This is a genomic window from Nocardiopsis sp. YSL2 (genome assembly GCF_030555055.1).
Lineage (GTDB): Bacteria > Actinomycetota > Actinomycetes > Streptosporangiales > Streptosporangiaceae > Nocardiopsis.
Window position 1 is genome coordinate 6,243,685 of record NZ_JAMOAO010000001.1, and the last position, 18,684, is coordinate 6,262,368.

Sequence of the window (18,684 nt, forward strand, 5' to 3'; positions counted from 1 at the left end):
TGCTCTCAGTGCGCGACCGCGGCGGCGCCGTGCTCGTCGACCAGGGCGCCGGTCGTGAACCGTTCGAGGGTGAACGGCTCGTTGAACCGGTGCGGCTTGTCGTGGGCGATGGTGTGCGCGAAGCAGTCACCGACGCCGGGGGTGGCCTTGAACCCGCCGGTCCCCCAGCCGCAGTTGAGGTAGAGGCCCTCGACCGGGGTGAGGCCGACGATGGGAGAGGCGTCCGGGCTCACGTCGACGATGCCGGCCCACGTGCGCAGCAGGTGCGCCCGGGAGAAGATCGGGAAGAGCTCCAACGCGGCGGACATCTGCTGTTCGATGATGTGGAACGAGCCCCGCTGGCCGTAGCCGTTGTAGCTGTCGATGCCCGCGCCCATGACCAGTTCGCCCTTGTGCGCCTGGGACACGTAGACGTGCACCGCGTTGGACATCACCACGGTCGGGTGCACCGGTTCGAGCAATTCCGAGACCAGTGCCTGCAACGGGTGCGACGCGATGGGGAGCCGGAGGCCGACCATCCCGGCCAGGACCGAGCTGTGGCCCGCCGCGCACAGTGCGACGCGGCCCGCGGCGATGCGGCCGCGGGTGGTCTCCACGGCGGTGACGCGGTCGCCCGCGGTCTCGATGCCGGTGACCTCGCAGTTCTGGATGAGGTCGACGCCCATCGCGTGGGCGGCCCGCGCGTAGCCCCAGGCCACGTAGTCGTGTTTGGCGATGCCGGCCCGTGGCTGGAACGTCGCCCCCATGACGGGGTAGCGCACGTCCTGCGAGATGTTGACGATCGGGCAGACCTCTTTGACGCCCTCCGGGTCCAGCCATTCGGCGTCGATGCCGTTGAGCCGGTTGGCGTTGACCCGCCGCACGCTGTCGCGCACGTCCTGGAGGCTGTGCGCCAGGTTGAGCACGCCCCGCTGGTCGAACAGGACCGGGTAGCCGAGGTCCTCCTCCAGGCCCTCCCACAGCTTCAGGGAGTGCTCGTAGATGCCCGAGCTCTCGTCCCACAGGTAGTTGGACCGGATGATCGTGGTGTTGCGGGCCATGTTGCCGCCCGCCAGCCAGCCCTTCTCCAGCACGGCCACGTTCGTGATGCCGTGCACCTTGGCGAGGTAGTACGCGGTGGCGAGGCCGTGACCGCCGCCGCCGACGATCACGACGTCGTAGGAGGCCTTCGGTTCCGGGTTGTCCCACAGGAAGTCGGGGTGGTCGGGCAGGTGCGCGCCGGGCGGCTGGGCCGGGGACACGGGGCTGGTCATCGGAATGCCTCCAGCGAAGTCTGAACGCTTTCTCATCAACTACTGATATATCAGTGTTGCTAGTACCGTAGGTCACATGGGAACTCAGGTCAACGATCAATCGTCGGGCGCATCACTGGCGGAGCGGGCCTACGCCGCGATACGCGAACGCCTGGTGATGCTGGAGATCAAGCCGGGCGACCCCATCAACGAGGACCGGCTCAGCGCCGAACTCGGTATGGGACGCACACCGATCCGCGAAGCGCTCAAACGCCTCGAACGGGACCGCATGGTCGTCGTGTATCCGAGGCGTGGCACCTTCGCCACCGATGTGCACATCGCCGACCTGGCGCACATCTCGGAGGTGCGGCGCACCCTGGAGCCGCTCGCCGCCGCGGGCGCGGCCGAGCGCGCCACGCCCAGCGACCGCGCCGCCCTCACCGAACTGCGCTCCCGCCTGGAAGCCGGGCACGGCGACGACAACACCGAACTGCTGCGCGCCGACGTCAGCGTGCACCGGGCGATCTACCGATGCGTCTACAACCCCTTCCTCGAGGACACGCTGATCACCTACGACGACCTGGCCACCAGGATCTGGTGCGTCTTCATCCCCCGGCTGTCCGGGGTCACCGGTCACGTGGAGGAGCACATCCCGCTGCTGACCGCCATCATCGAGGGCGACTCCGACAAGGCCGCGGAGCTCGCACTGCAGCACGTCACCAGGTTCGAACAGGCCATCCGCGCCCTGATCTGAGCCCGGGGCCACCGGGCCGTCAGCGTTCATGCGCCTCCAACCGCACCACGACCGCCTTCGACACCGGGGTGTTGGACTTGTCCGCCACCGCGCCGAGCGGCACCAGCGGGTTCGCCTCGGGGTAGTAGGCGGCGGCGCACCCGCGGGCCGTCGGGTAGGACACGATCCGGAACCGCTCGGCGCGGCGCTCCTCCACGCTCCCGTGCGGATCGGTCCACTCCGAGACCAGGTCGACCAGGTCCCCGTCGGCGAAGCCGAGCGCGGCGATGTCGGCCTCGTTGACCATCACCACCCGGCGCGCGTCCTCGATGCCCCGGTAGCGGTCCGAGAGGCCGTAGACCGTGGTGTTGTACTGGTCGTGGCTGCGCAGTGTCTGCAGCAGCAGCCTGCCGTCGGGGACCTCGATCGGTTCCGGGACGTTGACCGTGAAGTTCGCCCGTCCGGTCCGCGTGGGGAAGGTGCGGGAGTCGCGGGGCGGATGCGGCATGACGAACCCGTCCGGCCTGCGCACCCTGCGGTTGTAGTCCGCGCAGCCCGGCACCACCCGCGCGATGCGGTCGCGGATGGCGTCGTAGTCGCGCTCGAACTCCTCCCAGCGCACCGGATGATCCGCGCCGAGCAGCCTGCGGGCGAGCCGGCAGACGATCGCCACCTCGGACAGCAGGTCCCCGCTCGCCGGGCGGAGCCTGCCCCGGGAGGCGTGGACCACCGACATCGAGTCCTCGACGGTGACGAACTGCTCCCCCGACTCCTGGACGTCCCGCTCGGTCCGGCCGAGCGTGGGCAGGATCAGCGCGGTGGCGCCCGGCACGACGTGCGACCGGTTGAGCTTGGTCGACACGTGGACCGTCAGCGCGCAGCCGCGCAGCGCCTGTTCGGTGGCCTCGGTGTCCGGTGTGGCGGCGGCGAAGTTCCCGCCCATGGCGATCAGCGCTCTGACGCGCCCGTCGCGCATGCCGTGCAGCACCTCGACGGTGTCCATGCCGTGGTCGTAGGGCACCGCGACCCCGAACTCGCGCTCCAGTGCGCGCAGGAACGACGCGGGCATCTTCTCGAAGATGCCCATGGTGCGGTCGCCCTGCACGTTGGAGTGCCCGCGCACCGGGCACAGCCCCGCCCCCGGCTTGCCGATCATCCCCCGCAGCAGCATCAGGTTGGCGACCTCCCTGATGGTCGCCACCCCCTGCTTGTGCTGGGTCAGGCCCATCGCCCAGCACACCACGGTGCGCTCGGAGCCGATCAGCATGCGCGCGATCCGCTCGACCTGCGCCCGGTCGAGGCCGGTCGCGCGTTCGGTCGCGGCCCAGTCGACGCGCCGGACCTGGTCGGCGAACTCCGCGAACCCGTGTGTGTGGGACTCGATGAACGCGTGGTCCAGCACCGTGCCCGGCGCCTCGTCGTCGGCGCGCACCAGCAGGCCGGTCAGGGCGCGGAGCAGCGCGAGGTCGCCGCCGATGCGGATCTGCGCGAACTCGTCCGCCAGCGCGGTCCCCCGGCCCACGATCCCGCTCGGCCTCTGCGGGTTCTTGAACCGCATCAACCCGGCCTCCGGCAGCGGGTTGACCGCCACGATCCGGCCCCCGCGACGCTTGACCTCCTCCAGCGACCCCAGCATGCGCGGGTGGTTGGTGCCCGGGTTCTGTCCGAGCACCAGGACCAGGTCGGCGTGCTCCACATCGGCCAGTGAGACCGAACCGGTCCCGATCCCGATCGCCTCCGTCAGCGCCACACCCGAGGACTCGTGGCACATGTTGGAGCAGTCGGGCAGGTTGTTGGTGCCGAAGCAGCGCACCAGCAGCTGGTAGGCGAAGGCCGCCTCGTTGCTGGTACGGCCCGAGGTGTAGAACGCCGCCTCGTCCGGGGAGCCCAGCGAGGACAGGTTCTCGGCGATGGCGTCGAACGCGGCGTCCCACCCGATCGGCCGGTAGTGGCTCTCGCCGCGCCGCAGGATCATCGGCTGGGTCAGTCTGCCCTGGCGGCCGAGCCAGTGGTCGGTGCGCTGGGCCAGCTCGGCGACCGGGTACCGGGCGAAGAAGTCCGGACCGATCCGGCGCGTCGTGGCCTCCTCCGCGACCGCCTTCGCCCCGTTCTCACAGAACTCGGCGGGCTTGCGCCGCGCGCCGTCGGCCGCGAGCGGATCCGGCCACGCGCAGCCGGGGCAGTCGAACCCCGCGCGCTGGTTGATCAGCGGCAGTGTCCGCACGGTCCGTCCGAGGCCCATCTGTTCCCGGCTGCGCTGGAGCGAGACCAGCACCCCGGTGAGCCCGGCCGCGGCCTGGCCGGGCTCACCGACGCGCAGCGCGTCCTCGTCGATGTCACCGTCGGGAGCGCGCTCGACCATGGGTCACCCCTTGCCTTCGGTGGTTCCGGCGGAGGTCGCGGTCGAGGGCTTCGTGCCGTTGCCGTTCCCGCTGCCGTTGCCGTTGCCGTTCGCGTGGCCGTTCGGCTCGGTCCAGCCCTCCTCAATCAGGCTCTGCGAGACCTGCTCGGTGAACTCGTCGCCGTCGAGGAGTTGCTGGGAGACCTGTTCGGTGAACTCGTCGCCCTCCAACAGGTTCTGCGAGACCTGTTCGGTGAGCTTCTCGCGCTCCAGCTTGCGCTGGAGCCGGATCTGGCGGTGGCGCTCCTCGGCGAGCTGCTTCCACGTCGCCACACACATCACCAGCATGACGACGCTGAACGGCAGGGCGATGAGGATGGCGCCGACCTGGAGGGCGCTCAGGCCGCCCGCGAGCAGCAGCGCGATGGCGACCAGCCCCTCGGCCGCCGCCCAGAACACCCGGCTCCAGACCGGGGTCTCGGGGTTGCCGCCGGAGGCCAGCATGTCGACCACGAGCGAACCGGAGTCCGAGGAGGTCACGAAGAACAGCACGATGAGCACGACCCCGCCCGCGACCAGCAGGGTTCCGCCCGGCAGTTCACCGAGGAGCGAGAAGAGGGCGGACTCGGTGTCCACGGACCCGTCCGCCGCCACGCCGCCCCCGGAACCGAAGACCTCGCGGTACAGGGCGCTGCCGCCGAACACGGTGAGCCACAGGAACGTGACCGCGGTCGGCACCAGCAGGACGCCGGTGACGAACTCGCGCACCGTGCGGCCGCGCGAGATACGCGCGATGAACACGCCGACGAACGGCGCCCAGGACATCCACCAGCCCCAGTAGAAGGTCGTCCACCAGCCCTGCCACTGGGCGCCGTCCGCGCCCTCCAGCGCGCTGGTGTCGAAGCTCAGCCGGAGCAGGTTCTGGAAGTACAGGCCGATCGACTGCACGAACTCCCGGAAGATGAACAGCGTCGGCCCCGTGACCAGCACGATGATCAGCAGCACGGCGGCGAGCCCCATGTTGATCTGGGACAGCCACTTGATGCCGCGCTTGACGCCGGTGGTCACCGAGAAGATGGCCAGAGCGGTGATCGCGCCGATCAGGATGATGTACGTCCAGTTGCCCGGGTTGCTGACGAGACCGAGGAAGTCGAGCCCGGAGGCGATCTGCAGGACACCGAGGCCGAGCGAGGTGGCCACGCCGAACAGGGTTCCGACGACCGCGATGGTGTCGATCAGATCGCCGGCCCAGCCGTTCACCCGCTCCCTGCCCAGCACCGGCTCCAGCGCCCAGCGAATGGACACCGGGCGGCCTTTGCGGTGGATCGCGTAGGCGATGGCCAGGCCGACGACCACGTAGATCGCCCACGGGTGCAGGCCCCAGTGCAGGAAGGTCTGTACCAGCGACTGCTGGGCGAGCTCGTGCGGCGTACCGTCGACACCCGGCTTGGGCGCGGCGAAGTGGTTCAGCGGCTCGGCGACGCCCCAGAACACCAGACCGATGCCCATCCCGGCGGCGAACAGCATCGAGAACCACGTGCTGAGCCGGAACTCGGGCACCTCGTCGTCGGGACCGAGCTTGATGTCACCGAACCGGCCGAGGCCCACCCGGATCGAGAACACCACGAACGCGCACACGATGAGGATGTAGTACCACCCGAACGTGCCGATCACCGTGTCCTGAATAGCGGTGACCGCCGCGGACACGGCGTCGGTGAAGAACACCGCGGCCGCCACGAACGCGGTCACCAGAATCACTGAGGGCCAGAAGACCCTGGGGGCAGTGATCATCTACTTGTCACCATCCTTGTCGGGAGTGAGCGCGTTCTGCACCCACTCATGGAATTCGCCGATGTGGTGCTCGGAGGGGACGAGGACACCCCCATCGGCATAGGCCCGCGACGACATCGCGGGCTGGCATCGCTCACAGGCGTCGAAGTCCTGCTGGTTGACCCGGTGGAACAGTTCGACGGAGCGCGACACGTCGCGGCCGGAGGCGACCACGTCCTTGCTGTACAGCCAGTCGCACTCCACGATCGTGCGGTCGGCGGACAGCGGGAACATCCGGTGCAGGATCACGTGGTCGGGCACCAGGTTGACGAAGACCTGCGGCCGCACGGTGATCGCGTAGTACTTGCGGTCCTGGTCCGAGCCCACCTCGGACAGCCGCTCGAAGCCCTCGCTGCCGTCCACGGTGAATCCGGCGACGTCCTCACCGAACTCCGCGCCGTGCCCGACGAAGAACTGGGCGGCGTAGCCGTCGGCGAACTCGGGCAGGACCTCGGTGAGCTCGGGGTGGATGGTCGCGCAGTGGTAGCACTCCATGAAGTTCTCGATGATGAGCTTCCAGTTCGCCTTGACGTCGTAGGTGATACGGCGCCCCAGCTCGAGCTCGTCGATCTCGTAGTTGTCGATCGCCTCCAGAGACCCCAGGCGTCCTGTGACGTCGGCCTGCACCGTGTCGGCGAACGAGGGCGGGTCCTGGGCGAGGCACAGCCACGCGTAGCCGAGCCACTCCCGCAGGTGCACCGGCTTGAGGCCGTACTCGGTCCGATCGATGTCCGGCATCGAGGTCAGGTTGGGGGCGGCGACCAGCTTCCCGTCGAGCCCGTAGGTCCAGGCGTGGTAGGGGCACTGGAAGTTCCGCTTGACGGTGCCCGACTCCTCCACGCAGAGCCGGGCGCCCCGGTGCCGGCAGATGTTCAGGAAGGCGCGCAGCGCGCCGTCGCGGGAGCGGGTGACGAGCACGCTCTCGCGGCCGACCTGGACGGTGCGGAAGTCGCCGGGCTTGGGCAGGTCGGCGCTGCGGACCGCGCAGAACCACATCCGCTCGAAGATCCTCTGCTGCTCCAGGGCGAAGATCTCCGGGTCGGTGTAGGTGTGTCCGGGCAGGGTCGGGATCAGGCTCTCGGGGAGTTCGGAACCGCCGCCGGCCGGCGCGGTCACGAGGTTCTCGGTCATGCTGTCTCCGTTCGGTACTGTGCGGTCCTCAGAGGCCGGCGCCGATGAGTCGCCGCGCATCGGATGAGGTCTGAGCTGTTCGAGCGGCTCCGACGGCGGTCGCGGCCGCGCCGGACCGTGCGATGGCCGTCGCCGTCGTGCTCACGAGCGGATCCGGGTCATGTCGGGGTCGAAGAGCGGCTCGGCCGCCACCACCGCGGGGACGCGCTCACCGAAGTACTCGATCTCGACGCGGGTACCGGGCCGGGAGACGTCCGCGGGCAGCCACGCGTAGGCGATGTTCTTGCCGATGGTGTAGCCGCGCGCGGCGCTGGTGACGTAGCCGACCGGCCGGCCGTCGGCGTGGACCGGCTCGGCCCCCATGACGACCTGGTAGGGGTCGTCGATGGTCAGGCAGGTGAGCTTGCGCGTGACGGTCTCCGCGGAGCGGTCCTGCAGGGCGTTCTTCCCATGGAAGTAGCCCTTGTTCATCCGCACCGCGAAACCGACGCCGGCCTCGTAGGGGTCGTGTTCGGTGGTCATGTCCGAGCCCCAGGCCCGGTACCCCTTCTCCAGCCGCATGCTGGTGAAGGCGCTGCGGCCCGCGGCGATCACGCCGTGCTCCCGGCCGGCCTCCCACAGGGTGTCCCACAGGCGGCCGCCCAGATCGGCGGTGGTGTAGAGCTCCCAGCCCAGTTCGCCGACATAGGACAGGCGCATCGCTGTCACGGGGACGTCCCCGATGAAGGCCCGCTTGCACTTGAAGTAGCCGAGCGCCTCGTGTGAGAAGTCCTCGCGGGTCAGCGGCTGGAGGAGCTCGCGCGCGGAGGGGCCCCACAGGCCGATGCAGCAGGTGCCCGCGGTGATGTCGCGCAGCTGGACGGTGCCGCTGCGCGGCAGGTGCCGGGTGAGCCAGTCGAAGTCGATCGGGCCGTTGGCGCCCACCTGGAAGCGGTCCTCGGCGAGCCGGGCCACGGTGAGGTCGCTGCGGATGCCGCCGTCCTCGTCGAGCATGAGGGTGTAGACGACCGATCCCACCTTGCGGTCGAGCCGGTTGGACGTCATCGCCTGCAGGAAGGTGAGCGCCTCGGGCCCGCTGACCTCGATGCGCTTCAGGGGCGTCATGTCGAACATCGCCACCCGCTTGCGCGCCACCAGCGCCTCGGCGCCCGCGATCGGCGACCAGTACCGCGACGCCCACTCGTTCCTGGCCGGGATCTCCTCGACCTCGGGCAGGTTCGCGTTGGCCTCGTACCAGTGCGGCCGCTCCCAGCCGGACGCCTCGAGGAAGACCGCGCCGAGCTCGACCTGCCGCTCGTGGAACGGGCTGGTCCGCAGCGGACGCGGGTGCTCGGCGGGCTGCAGCGGGTGCAGCACGTCGTAGACCTCGTCGAAGGACTGGCAGCTGCGCAGGTGGACGTACTCCGGCCCGCGCTGGACCTCCTCGAACCGGTTGAGGTCACAGGTGTGCAGGTCGATGCCGGGCTGCCCGTCGACCAGCCACTCCGCCATCGCCCTGGCCACACCCGCGGAGTGCGTGATCCATACCGCCTCCGCGACCCAGAAACCCTTGAGGTCGGGGTGTTCGCCGAGCAGGGGGTTGCCGTCCGGGGTGAAGGAGAACAGCCCGTTGATGCCTTCTTCGACCTGGGCGTCGGCCAGGCACGGCAGCAGGTCGACGGAGTCCTTCCAGGACTGGTCGAAGTCGTCGGGGGTGAACGGCGTCTCCGACGGCATGGTCGGGGCGACACCGGGGTCGAGGATGTCGTCGGCGGAGATCGGCATCGCGCGGTGCTCGTAGGCGCCGATGCCGATGCGGTCGACGTGCTCGCGGAAGTAGAGGCCGGCCTCCTGGTGCCGCAGCAGCGGCTTGCTCATCTCGCGCAGCTCGTCGTTGACGCCCTGGAGGACCGGTAGCGGCGTGGTCTTGGCGTACTGGTGGGCCATCGGGACCAGCGGGATGTCGAGGTCGACCATGCGGCCGATCCGCGGCCCCCACATGCCCACGCAGGAGACGACGATGTCGGCCGCGAAGGTGCCGTGTTCGGTGGCCACGGACCGGACCCGTCCGCCGTGGCGTTCGATGCCGGTGACCTTGTGGTGCGCCAGGAAGCGCGCGCCGCGGTCCATCGCCCGGCGGGCCTGGGCCTCGCCCGCGCGCACCGGCTTCGCCAGGCCGTCGCTGGGGATGTGGAACCCGCCGAGGATCTTGCCGGGGTCGAGCAGGGGGTGCAGGTCGGCACACTCGCCGGGATCGCGCAGGTAGCTCTCCACACCCCACGACGTCGCCCAGCCGTGCCTGCGCTTCAGGTCCGCCCAGCGCTCCGGAGTGGTCGCCACTTCGAGGCCGCCGAGCTGCTGGAAGCACCACTTGCCGTCGAGGGTGAGCGCCGTGTACTTGTCGACGGTGTACTTGGCGAACTCCGTCATGGTCTTGCATCCGGTGGTCTGGTAGACCAGGCCGGGCGCGTGGGAGCTGGACCCGCCGGTGGCGAACAGCGGCCCCTGTTCGAGCACGGTGACGTCGGTCCACCCGCGTGCGGTCAGCTCGTCGGCCAGCGCGCAGCCGACGATGCCCGCTCCGATGAGCACGACGCGTGGTTGAGACGGCATGAAAGTCCTCCTGATCGTGTGGCCCGAGCGCGTCAGAACCCGCGCCGGATCCGGTCGTCGAGGTGCGGCGCCTCGGCGCCGGTGGTCGTGGTGGGGCCGTGTCCGGCGGGGGCGGCGGTGTGGACGTGCGGGGTCGGCGGGCCCGCCGTGCCGTGCGCGGGGCCGGGCGCCGCCATCGTCGCGGCGCAGGCCTCGGCTCCGTCCCCCGTGGCCGCGACACCGTTCGCCGCGTGGATCACCGGCCTGCTCCGTGCCGTGTCGTGACTGGTCACAGGTTGGGGTAGAGCGGGTGCTTCGCGGCCAGGGCCCGCACGCGGGCGCTCAGCGCCTGGGCGTCGAAGTCCGGCTTGAGGGCCTCGGCGATGATGTCGGAGACCTCGGTGAAGTCCTCCTCGCCGAAGCCGCGGGTGGCCAGGGCCGGGGTGCCGATGCGCAGCCCCGAGGTCACCATCGGCGGGCGCGGGTCGTTGGGCACCGCGTTGCGGTTGACCGTGATCCCGACCGAGTGCAGGCGGTCCTCGGCCTCCTGGCCGTTGAGCGGGGAGTCCACCAGGTCCACCAGGACCAGGTGCACGTCCGTGCCGCCCGTGAGCACCTTCACACCGGCCTCGGTCATGTCCGGGCGGGTCAGGCGCTCGGCCAGGAGCTTGGCGCCGGCCACGGTGCGGCGCTGGCGCTCGGCGAAGGCCTCGCTCGCGGCGACCTTGAACGAGACCGCCTTGGCGGCGATGACGTGCTCCAGGGGGCCGCCCTGCATGCCGGGGAAGACGGCGGAGTTGATCTTCTTGCCCAGGGCGGCCGTGGACAGGATCATGCCGCCGCGCGGGCCGCCCAGGGTCTTGTGCGTGGTGGTGGTGACCACGTCGGCCAGCGGCACCGGGTTGGGGTGCAGCCCGGCCGCGACCAGGCCCGCGAAGTGGGCCATGTCGACCATGAGCAGGGCGCCGGTCTCGTCGGCGATCTGGCGGAAGCGCTCGAAGTCGAGCCGGCGCGGGTAGGCGGACCAGCCCGCGACGATCATCTTGGGCTGGTGCTCCTTGGCCAGGGCGGCGACCTCGTCGTAGTCGACGGTGCCGTCGTGCTCGCGTACGTGGTAGGCCACGGCGTTGAGGATCTTGCCGGAGTAGTTGATGCGCATGCCGTGGGTGAGGTGGCCGCCGTGGGCCAGGTCCAGGCCCAGGATCGTGTCGCCGGGCTTGAGCAGCGCGAAGTACACGGCGGTGTTGGCCTGGGCGCCCGAGTGCGGCTGGACGTTGGCGTGCTCGGCTCCGAACAGCGCCTTGGCGCGGTCGATGGCCAGCTGTTCGACGACGTCGACGTGTTCGCAGCCGCCGTAGTAGCGGCGGCCGGGGTAGCCCTCGGCGTACTTGTTGGTCAGGACGGTGCCCTGTGCTTCGAGAACGGCCTGGGGGGCGAAGTTCTCCGAGGCGATCATTTCCAGGGTGTCGCGCTGGCGTGCCAGTTCGGCGTCCACCGAGGCCGACACCTCGGGGTCCAGTTCGCTCAGTGCCTGGTCGGTGACCGGCACACCGGGGGCGGTGAAAGCCAACGAGCGCTCCCTTCCGTTGCGTTATTCGCAACGAAGTCCGTGATGCACAACACGATTTCGACCACAGTGGAGGCTACTCGCGGGTCTGTCAAGGGTTGGCAGCGAAGTACGTGCGCATTGATCGGCACTTAATCACTGATTGATATATCAGACATCGCACACGACGGCCGGCCGCGCGGCCGCCGGGCCGGTCAGCGGCTCAGGTAGGCCATCCGACCGGACAGGTCGCGCGCCCCGCGACGCAGCTCCTCCACGACCTCGGGCATGCGCTTCTTCGACAGGCGGTAGGCCGGACCGGCCGCGCTGATCGCCGCGACCGCCTCCCGGTTGGGCCCGAACACCGGCACGGCGATCGAATGCAGACCCGGCTCCAGCTCCTCGAAACAGGTGGCGTACCCGTCCTCGGCCGCCTTCTGGAGCACCTCGCGCAGCTCCTCCGGGTCGGTGACCGTGCGCGGTGTGTAGGACACGAGCTCACCGGCCAGGAGCTCGTCCAGCTCGCCGGGCGAGGCGAAGGCCAGCAGCGCCTTGCCGCTGGCCGTCGCGTGCGACGGCGTGCGCTGGCCGATCCAGTTCTGCGCCGCCACCGCCGACGTGCCCCGCGCCTGGCTGACGTTGATCGTGTCCGTGGAGTCGAGCACAGCGACGTTCACCGTCTCCCCGAGGCGCTCGGCCAGTTCCTCACAGACCGGATTGCCGATCTGGACGATGTCGAGCTGCCCGGCGACGGCACCGGTGAAGCGCATCATGCCCATGCCGAGGCTGAATCTGCCGCGCTCTCCGTGCTGCTCCACGAGCCGTCTCGCCTTGAGGGTGTGCACCAGCCGCGACGCGGTGGACTTGTGCACCCCCAGCTCCGCGGCGATCTCCGTGATTCCCACCTCGGCGCGCGCGAGGAGCTCCAGGATGGTGATCGCCCGGTCCACGGACTGGACCGGCGCCGGCTCGCGTTCTCCCTGACCTTCCAATGAGTTGCTCATAACGCAACACTATCCGATAGACGCAACTTTTCGCAGAATCACCCCGAGCACTCCTTGACGCCGCATCCATCGCCTACCCATCATAGTGTTGCGCATCAAACACGCTGTTCCACATAGCGCAACGGAGGTCAGGATGATCCCAGCATGTGCCGTGGCGGATCTGCCCGAGGGCGAGGTGGTCCGCATCCCCGGTGAAGTCCCGATCGCGGTCTTCAACGCCGACGGTGAGATCTACGCCATCGACGACACGTGCAGCCACCAGGACGCCTCGCTCTCCGAGGGGTGGCTTGAAGGATGCTTCGTCGAGTGCCCGCTGCACGCCGCGAGCTTCGACCTCCGCACCGGCATGCCCACTGGTGCCCCCGCCAAGAAGCCGGTCCGTACCCACAGAGTCGTGATCAAGGACGGCGTGATCCACGTGGTCCCGCAGAACCAGGAGGCAGTTGTATGAGAACCGTAGCTGTCGTCGGAGCCTCGCTGGCGGGGTTGCGTGCGGTCGAAGAGCTCAGGGCCCAGGGTTTCGACGGCCGCATCGCGGTCGTCGGTGAAGAGCAGCACCGGCCGTACGACCGCCCGCCGCTGTCGAAGGCCTACCTCGCGGGCACCTGCTCCCCGGAGAGCCTGAGGCTGGCCGACGACTCCGACACCGACGAGCTGGCGGCGGAATGGCACCTCGGGGTCCGCGCCGACTCCCTCGACCCCGGCACGCGGTCGATCCGGCTCTCCAACGGCGAGGAGATCACCGCGGACGGCATCGTCATCGCCACCGGCGGCCGGGCCCGGCCCCTCCCCGGAGCGGAGGGCCTGTCGGGGGTGCACACCGTGCGGACGCTGGACGACGCCGCGGCACTGCGCGCCGACCTGGAGAACAGCTCCGCGGGGGTGGTGGTGATCGGCGCCGGCTGGATCGGCGCCGAGGTCGCCTCGACCTGCCATTCCCTCGGACGCCAGGTGACGGTCGTCGAAGCCAACATCACGCCGCTCTCGCGCGTCCTCGGGCCGACCATGGGCGAGGTCTGCGCGGCGCTGCACACCGACCACGGCGTGGCCCTCCGCACGGGCGTGGGCGTGCGCTCCCTGACGTCGACGGGCTTCGGCCCGTGGAAGCGTGTCACCGGCGTGGACCTCGCCGACGGCACGCACCTGCCCGCGGACGTGGTCGTGGTCGGGATCGGCATGGTGCCCAACACCGAGTGGCTCGCCGGATCGGGCCTGGCGGTCGACAACGGCGTGCTCTGCGACGCCGGCTGCGTCACGGCGTTCCCCTCCGTGGTCGCGGTGGGCGACGTCGCCCGGTACCACGGTCCCGACGGGCCGGTCCGGCACGAACACTGGACCAACGCCTCCGAGCAGCCCGCCACCGCCGTGCGCAACCTCCTGGCGGGCACCACCATCGAGGAGTACCGGCCCTCCGGCTACTTCTGGTCCCAGCAGTACGGCACCCGGCTGCAGGTCGCCGGGCACCCCGGTGACGCCGACGAGGTCACCGTCATCGACGGCTCACCGGACGACCGCGTGTTCGTCGCCGAGTACCGCCGCCAAGGGGCGGCGGTGGGGGTGCTCGCGATGAACAACCCCAAGCTCTTCGGCCGCCTCCGCCGGCAACTGCGCGCCGCCGCGGCCCTCTGAGCCGTCCGCGTCGGCGGTGTGACGCGAAGCCGCGTGCCTCCGCCGACGAGCAGGGTCGACCCCTCCCCGCCCCTCCCATGGGATCGGCGCCCCCGATGCCGCGAACCCGCCGTCGGGGGTGTCGAAACAGCCGTGCCCCCTCGGGCACCGGGGCGAGGCCGACCGGAGGATCCCGGCCGTCCTGCTCAGTGCCGTACTGACACACCGGGCCATGCGTCGTCGATCCGCTGGACCAGCCAGTCGTCCATGAGCCGGTCACCGGGAGCGGGACGGGTGTCCGGTTTGGCGGGCCCCCAGTCGCGGCGCAACTGTTCCTCGACGAGCCCGTCGAACGCGGCCCTGCCCCGGAGGCAGCGCAGATCGGGGTCGACCACCAGGAGCTCGGAGGGACGGTAGTGCTCGCACACCGAGGGGTGCAGGGCCTCGCGCATCACGTCGACCACTCCGGAGGTCGCGGCCTCATCGTCCCCGCTCGCGTGGACACCGAGGTCGCAGAACGGCTCGACCTCACGCACGGCACGCAGACACGCTTGGTTGTACAGCTCGTTTCCTCGCGGCGGCAGTGCCCTCCAGAGCTGCTCGGCCGCTGATCCGCACGGACTCGGAACGCGGCCGGACGCCAGGTCGATACGCGCGTCTATGCTCTCCTTGAGCACTTCGATGCTTCGTTTTCTGAGCTTGCATCTGGTCATCAGACTCTCGTCGTGCCAGTTCTCGGCATTGAGCGTCCTGTGCCGGTTTCTCCCCTTGTCGCGTATGCCCTCGAACGCCATACGCGGCCAGGAGTGGTACTTCTCGATGCCACGGGCCTCTTCTTTCGCGATGTGCAGCAGCACCAGCCGCATCCGGCGCGCGAGATCTCCGGACGAATCGCGCTTGAGATCGACAGCGAATTCCTGCTCGGTGGGGGCCTTTTCGGCGGAGTCCGACACGAGCAGGGGGAATGTTCCGCCCCGGGGATAGATTCCTGCCCTCCTGAGCGCGTGGAAGATATCCCGACGATCCGCTTCGGTCGCTCTCGACCACTGGTTCACGAAATCGAAGTTCGCGGTCATCTTGAGCAGAACCACCAAACGGTATTCGCTCCGCTCGAACGGGTCCTGCCAGAACTGGGCACGGTTCAGGGCATGCAGGCGCAACGCCTTGACGTGCTCCCCCTCGAGTTCGTACAGAGACGCCAGTTCATAGCGGACCACACCCGCGACGCGCCGGGAGGCCGCGACCCTCTCCAGGCGCTCGATGGACCTGCGGCGCTCCTCACGACGCGGATCGAAGTCGTGGGCGTAGTCATGGCCTCCGCCGTTCCAACCCCCCTGGCAGCTGAAGGGCGACTTCACGGTCAGGTAGGCGGACAGGTCCTCACCGTCGAACCTCGCCCTGGCCCACTCGCGGGTCGACGCGTCCTTCAGGAAGATACGGGAGGCGACGAAACCCGCGGCCCGCGTGGCGGCCGCGTCCATCCGCAGGGGCGGCAGCGTGATCTGGTGTTCGCTCCTTTCCGTGACGCTCTCGTACACGTCGACGGTGACGGAGACCAGGCGATCGCCGTCCGAGGCCGACGCGTCCTCGCGTACCACGGGGGCGGCACCTTCGTCCGCGCGCACGCGCACCGTGTAGGAAGGTAGCCGCACGACTCTGGAGAACAGCCTGGCCAAGGCCGAGACGAGCTGGTTGCCCTTGATGTCGCTGCTCTCGACGATGGACGCGACCGCTTCGCCCGGCTCTCCTCCCGGTTTCCACGCGGGTGTGACCACCTCGATGGCCGGAAGGCGCAGCCGCAGCTCGTTGAGCACGAGCCTGGTCGCCTCGTTGTCCTCGGCGGCCGGTTCGGCGACATGGACACGCGGCTCCCTCGACGCGATGCGTTCCAACCAGAGGTAGGCCAGCACGAGGGCGATCACCAGGGCGGCGGCCCAGCCCCCCTGAGGCGCTCCGTCCAGCCATACGGGCTCTCCCAGGGGCCAGGACGGCCAGAACGCCCACGTGCCGCCCACCGCGAGCATGAGGAAGGCGCAGATCCGCAGCCAGCGCCGGCCGAAGACCTCGGAGACGCCCCACAGCAGGAGGAACGCCGCCACCAGCAGCCCGCCGACGACGAGCCGACCGGCCCCTCCGCCGGACGCGAACCCCATCAGCAGGAGGAGGACGAATATCGCCACCCACACCGGCGCGATGGTCAGGAAGACGACGCTCTTCCCGCCGATCTCCTGAAAGATCTCCGGGATGACGACCCGGGAGACAAGGAAGATCAAAAGACTGAGCAGAACGCCGACGATCAGGGAGGTTTCCATCGTCTCCCCTCATGACACCTGCGGATCTCAGGGCCAGAGCGTTGAATCACTGCTCGCTCCGAAGCCCATGAGGCTGTCGGACCACACATGTGACGTATTCGATCCTAGCCGTCTCCGCGGTAACGCCCAAGAAGTTTGCCCGACCCTGGGCGTTCTTGACGAGCACGAGGAATACGGTCGTGCCACCACGATGTCGTCCACACGGTGGCCGTGCGGAGATGATTGCCAACACCTGCACAGCGGCGGTGATTACCCGGTGGGAGCCTCGGGAAGAATTCGGTGCAGGCCACCGCCCATGCAGATCGAGGAACGTGGACAGGTCGACGGCAGGCGTCGAGAGATCGACCGGCCCGCCCCTCCCGCTTCCCACGACCGCCTCGGTATCGGTTCCGTGAGGGGGAGATCTCCATGGCCACCGGGAGCACGAACGGGTCCGGGGAACCCGGGCAGGGCGACATCATCGCTTCCTTGCGCACGTTCATCCGTACCCGCGGGGCGGCCTTTCTGCAGGACCCCAACGTCTCCTCCATCGGTATCGGCTACAAGGAGAAGGACGGCCGACAGCAGGGGGAGATCACGCTCCAGTTCACCGTCGACACCAAGGTCCAGCCCGAGGCGCTGGAGGCCCTGGGCACGAGGATGCTGCCGGAGTCGGTCGTGGTGGACGGCGTCGAAGTGGCCACCGACGTGATCGAGCGCAGCTACGAACCGCAGTTCAGGATCGTGGCCGAAGCGCGGAGCCCGGCCCGCAAGAACCGGATCGACCCCGTCGTGCCGGGTGTGAGTGTCGGGCACGTCGCCGTCTCGGCGGGCACGATCGGCTGCATCGTCTTCGACCGGCACGACGCCACCCCCTACATCCTGAGCAACTGGCACGTGCTGCACGGACCCGACGGCGAACTCGGCGAGGACATCGTCCAGCCCGGCCCCCACGATGACAACCGCACGTCCGACAACCGGCTGGGCGCGTTGAGGCGTTCCCACCTGGGGGTGGCGGGCGACTGCGCGGTGGCGACGATCGAGGACCGCCGGTTCTCACCGGAGATCGTCGAGCTCGGCGTCGCCCCCCGGGAACTGGGAGAGCCCGAGCTCGGTGACAAGGTCGTCAAGAGCGGCCGCACCACCGCCGTCACGCACGGCGTGGTCCGGCGCGTCGACACCCTCGTCAAGCTCGACTACGGGGGGACGGCGGGCCGTCAGATCATCGGCTGCTTCGAGATCGGCCCGGACCCGGACCATCCGCCCGAGGCCGGGGAGGTCAGCCGCGGAGGCGACTCGGGCGCGGCGTGGATGTTCGCCTCCGACGACGGCCGGGCGGGGACGGTCCTGGCGGGGCTGCACTTCGGCGGCGAGGGCGCGGGCAACCCGGACGAGCACGCACTGGCCTGCCTGCCGGGCTCGGTCTTCGAGAAGCTGCACATCGGCCTGCGGCCGCCCGCACGCGCGCACGCGCAGGTCCTGGGCGGGTACGACCCCAACTTCCTGGGCACGCGGGTGGAGAGCCCGCGGCTGACCCCCGCCATCGAGGGCGACGCGGTCCGGCTGGAGGGGTCGGAGGTCATCCCGTACACGCACTTCTCGCTGGCGTTGAGCGCCTCACGCCGCTTCGCCCGGTGGGTGGCCTGGAACATCGACGGCGGCTCACTCAAGCGGCTCAGCCGCAGCGGCATCACCTTCGCCAAGGACGCGCGGCTCCCGGACGGGGTCCAGGTCGGCAACGAGGTGTACACGTCCAACCGGCTGGACCGGGGGCACATCGCCCGCCGCGCCGACCTGCTCTGGGACGGTCCGGCCGAGGCGGAGCAGGCGAACGCGGACTCGTTCTTCTACACCAACATCACGCCGCAGATCGAGGACTTCAACCAGAGCAGCAGGGGCGGGCTGTGGGGGCGGCTGGAGGACGCGGTCTTCGCCGACGTGGACGTCGACGACCTGCGGGTGAGCGTCTTCGCCGGGCCGGTCCTCCAGGACGACGACCGCCCCTACCGGGGCGTGCGGATCCCGCGCGAGCACTGGAAGGTCATCGTCTTCCGCCGACAGGGCGAGCTCAGGAGCACGGCGTTCGTGCTGACGCAGAACCTCGACCGGATCGAGGCCCTGGAACTGGACGAGTTCCACGTGTTCCAGGTGATGCTGGGCGAGATCGAGGAGCGCGTACAGCTGCGGTTCCCGGCCGGGGTGCGCCGGGCGGGGACGCTGGTGGTGTCCGAGGCGCTGGCGGATCGGGAGCCGTTGGGGAGCCTGTCCGAGATCCGGTGGGGATGACCGGCCGGCGGCCGGATGGGGTGCGGTCGGTGGCGGCGGGCCACCGGGCACGCCGTCGGGCCCCGGCCGGGCGCGAGGTCTCCCGCGCCCGCGCTGGGTCCATGGCTCCCG

General features: G+C 69.8%; 13 protein-coding genes. 4 read left to right on the forward strand and 9 right to left on the reverse strand.

The features are described 5' to 3' along the window. Window positions 1–5: 5 nt before the first annotated feature. Window positions 6–1,253, reverse strand: a complete 1,248-nt coding sequence (locus M1P99_RS27415) for a sarcosine oxidase subunit beta family protein (protein WP_369696574.1) — start codon at window positions 1,251–1,253, stop codon at window positions 6–8. A gap of 76 nt (window positions 1,254–1,329) precedes the next feature. Between M1P99_RS27415 and M1P99_RS27420 the strand changes: the two genes are divergently transcribed. Then, window positions 1,330–1,986, forward strand: a complete 657-nt coding sequence (locus tag M1P99_RS27420; protein ID WP_304455480.1) for a GntR family transcriptional regulator — start codon at window positions 1,330–1,332, stop codon at window positions 1,984–1,986. Between the two features lie 19 nt (window positions 1,987–2,005). Here the strand turns inward: M1P99_RS27420 and M1P99_RS27425 are convergent, their stop codons facing one another. From M1P99_RS27425 to M1P99_RS27455, 7 genes are all read right to left on the reverse strand, one after another. Then, entirely contained in the window at window positions 2,006–4,327 is a 2,322-nt protein-coding gene (locus tag M1P99_RS27425; protein ID WP_304455481.1) for an FdhF/YdeP family oxidoreductase, read from the reverse strand. A gap of 3 nt (window positions 4,328–4,330) precedes the next feature. After that, window positions 4,331–6,097, reverse strand: coding sequence for a BCCT family transporter (locus M1P99_RS27430; RefSeq protein ID WP_304455482.1), 1,767 nt, complete (start codon window positions 6,095–6,097; stop codon window positions 4,331–4,333). Then, the gene (locus M1P99_RS27435; protein ID WP_304455483.1) at window positions 6,098–7,267 is read right to left on the reverse strand and encodes an aromatic ring-hydroxylating dioxygenase subunit alpha; all 1,170 of its coding nucleotides are present in this window, start codon (window positions 7,265–7,267) and stop codon (window positions 6,098–6,100) included. It lies immediately after the preceding gene. 141 nt (window positions 7,268–7,408) lie between these two features. Next, window positions 7,409–9,859, reverse strand: coding sequence for an FAD-dependent oxidoreductase (locus M1P99_RS27440; protein WP_304455484.1), 2,451 nt, complete (start codon window positions 9,857–9,859; stop codon window positions 7,409–7,411). Window positions 9,860–9,891: 32 nt separating this feature from the next. Further along, the gene (locus M1P99_RS27445; RefSeq protein WP_304455485.1) at window positions 9,892–10,098 is read right to left on the reverse strand and encodes a hypothetical protein; all 207 of its coding nucleotides are present in this window, start codon (window positions 10,096–10,098) and stop codon (window positions 9,892–9,894) included. Window positions 10,099–10,127: 29 nt separating this feature from the next. Next, window positions 10,128–11,387, reverse strand: coding sequence for a serine hydroxymethyltransferase (glyA, locus tag M1P99_RS27450; protein WP_304455848.1), 1,260 nt, complete (start codon window positions 11,385–11,387; stop codon window positions 10,128–10,130). 212 nt (window positions 11,388–11,599) lie between these two features. Continuing rightward, window positions 11,600–12,388, reverse strand: coding sequence for an IclR family transcriptional regulator (locus M1P99_RS27455; RefSeq protein WP_304455486.1), 789 nt, complete (start codon window positions 12,386–12,388; stop codon window positions 11,600–11,602). Between the two features lie 133 nt (window positions 12,389–12,521). Between M1P99_RS27455 and M1P99_RS27460 the strand changes: the two genes are divergently transcribed. Together M1P99_RS27460 and M1P99_RS27465 are read left to right on the forward strand one after the other, a co-directional pair. Then, window positions 12,522–12,839 carry a bifunctional 3-phenylpropionate/cinnamic acid dioxygenase ferredoxin subunit gene (locus M1P99_RS27460; RefSeq protein WP_304455487.1) on the forward strand — a complete coding sequence of 106 codons (318 nt, stop codon included), beginning with the start codon at window positions 12,522–12,524 and terminating at the stop codon, window positions 12,837–12,839. Then, window positions 12,836–14,017, forward strand: coding sequence for an NAD(P)/FAD-dependent oxidoreductase (locus M1P99_RS27465; protein WP_304455488.1), 1,182 nt, complete (start codon window positions 12,836–12,838; stop codon window positions 14,015–14,017). Before M1P99_RS27460 ends, M1P99_RS27465 begins: the two co-directional genes overlap by 4 nt. 185 nt (window positions 14,018–14,202) lie before the next feature. On the opposite strand, the gene M1P99_RS27470 is transcribed toward M1P99_RS27465, so the two are convergent. Next, window positions 14,203–16,308: a DMT family transporter gene (locus M1P99_RS27470; protein WP_304455489.1), complete on the reverse strand. Its 2,106-nt coding sequence runs from the start codon at window positions 16,306–16,308 to the stop codon at window positions 14,203–14,205. Between the two features lie 468 nt (window positions 16,309–16,776). On the opposite strand from M1P99_RS27470, the gene M1P99_RS27475 reads away from it, so the two are divergent. Then, entirely contained in the window at window positions 16,777–18,573 is a 1,797-nt protein-coding gene (locus M1P99_RS27475; RefSeq protein WP_304455490.1) for a DNA/RNA non-specific endonuclease, read from the forward strand. Window positions 18,574–18,684 lie beyond the last annotated feature (111 nt).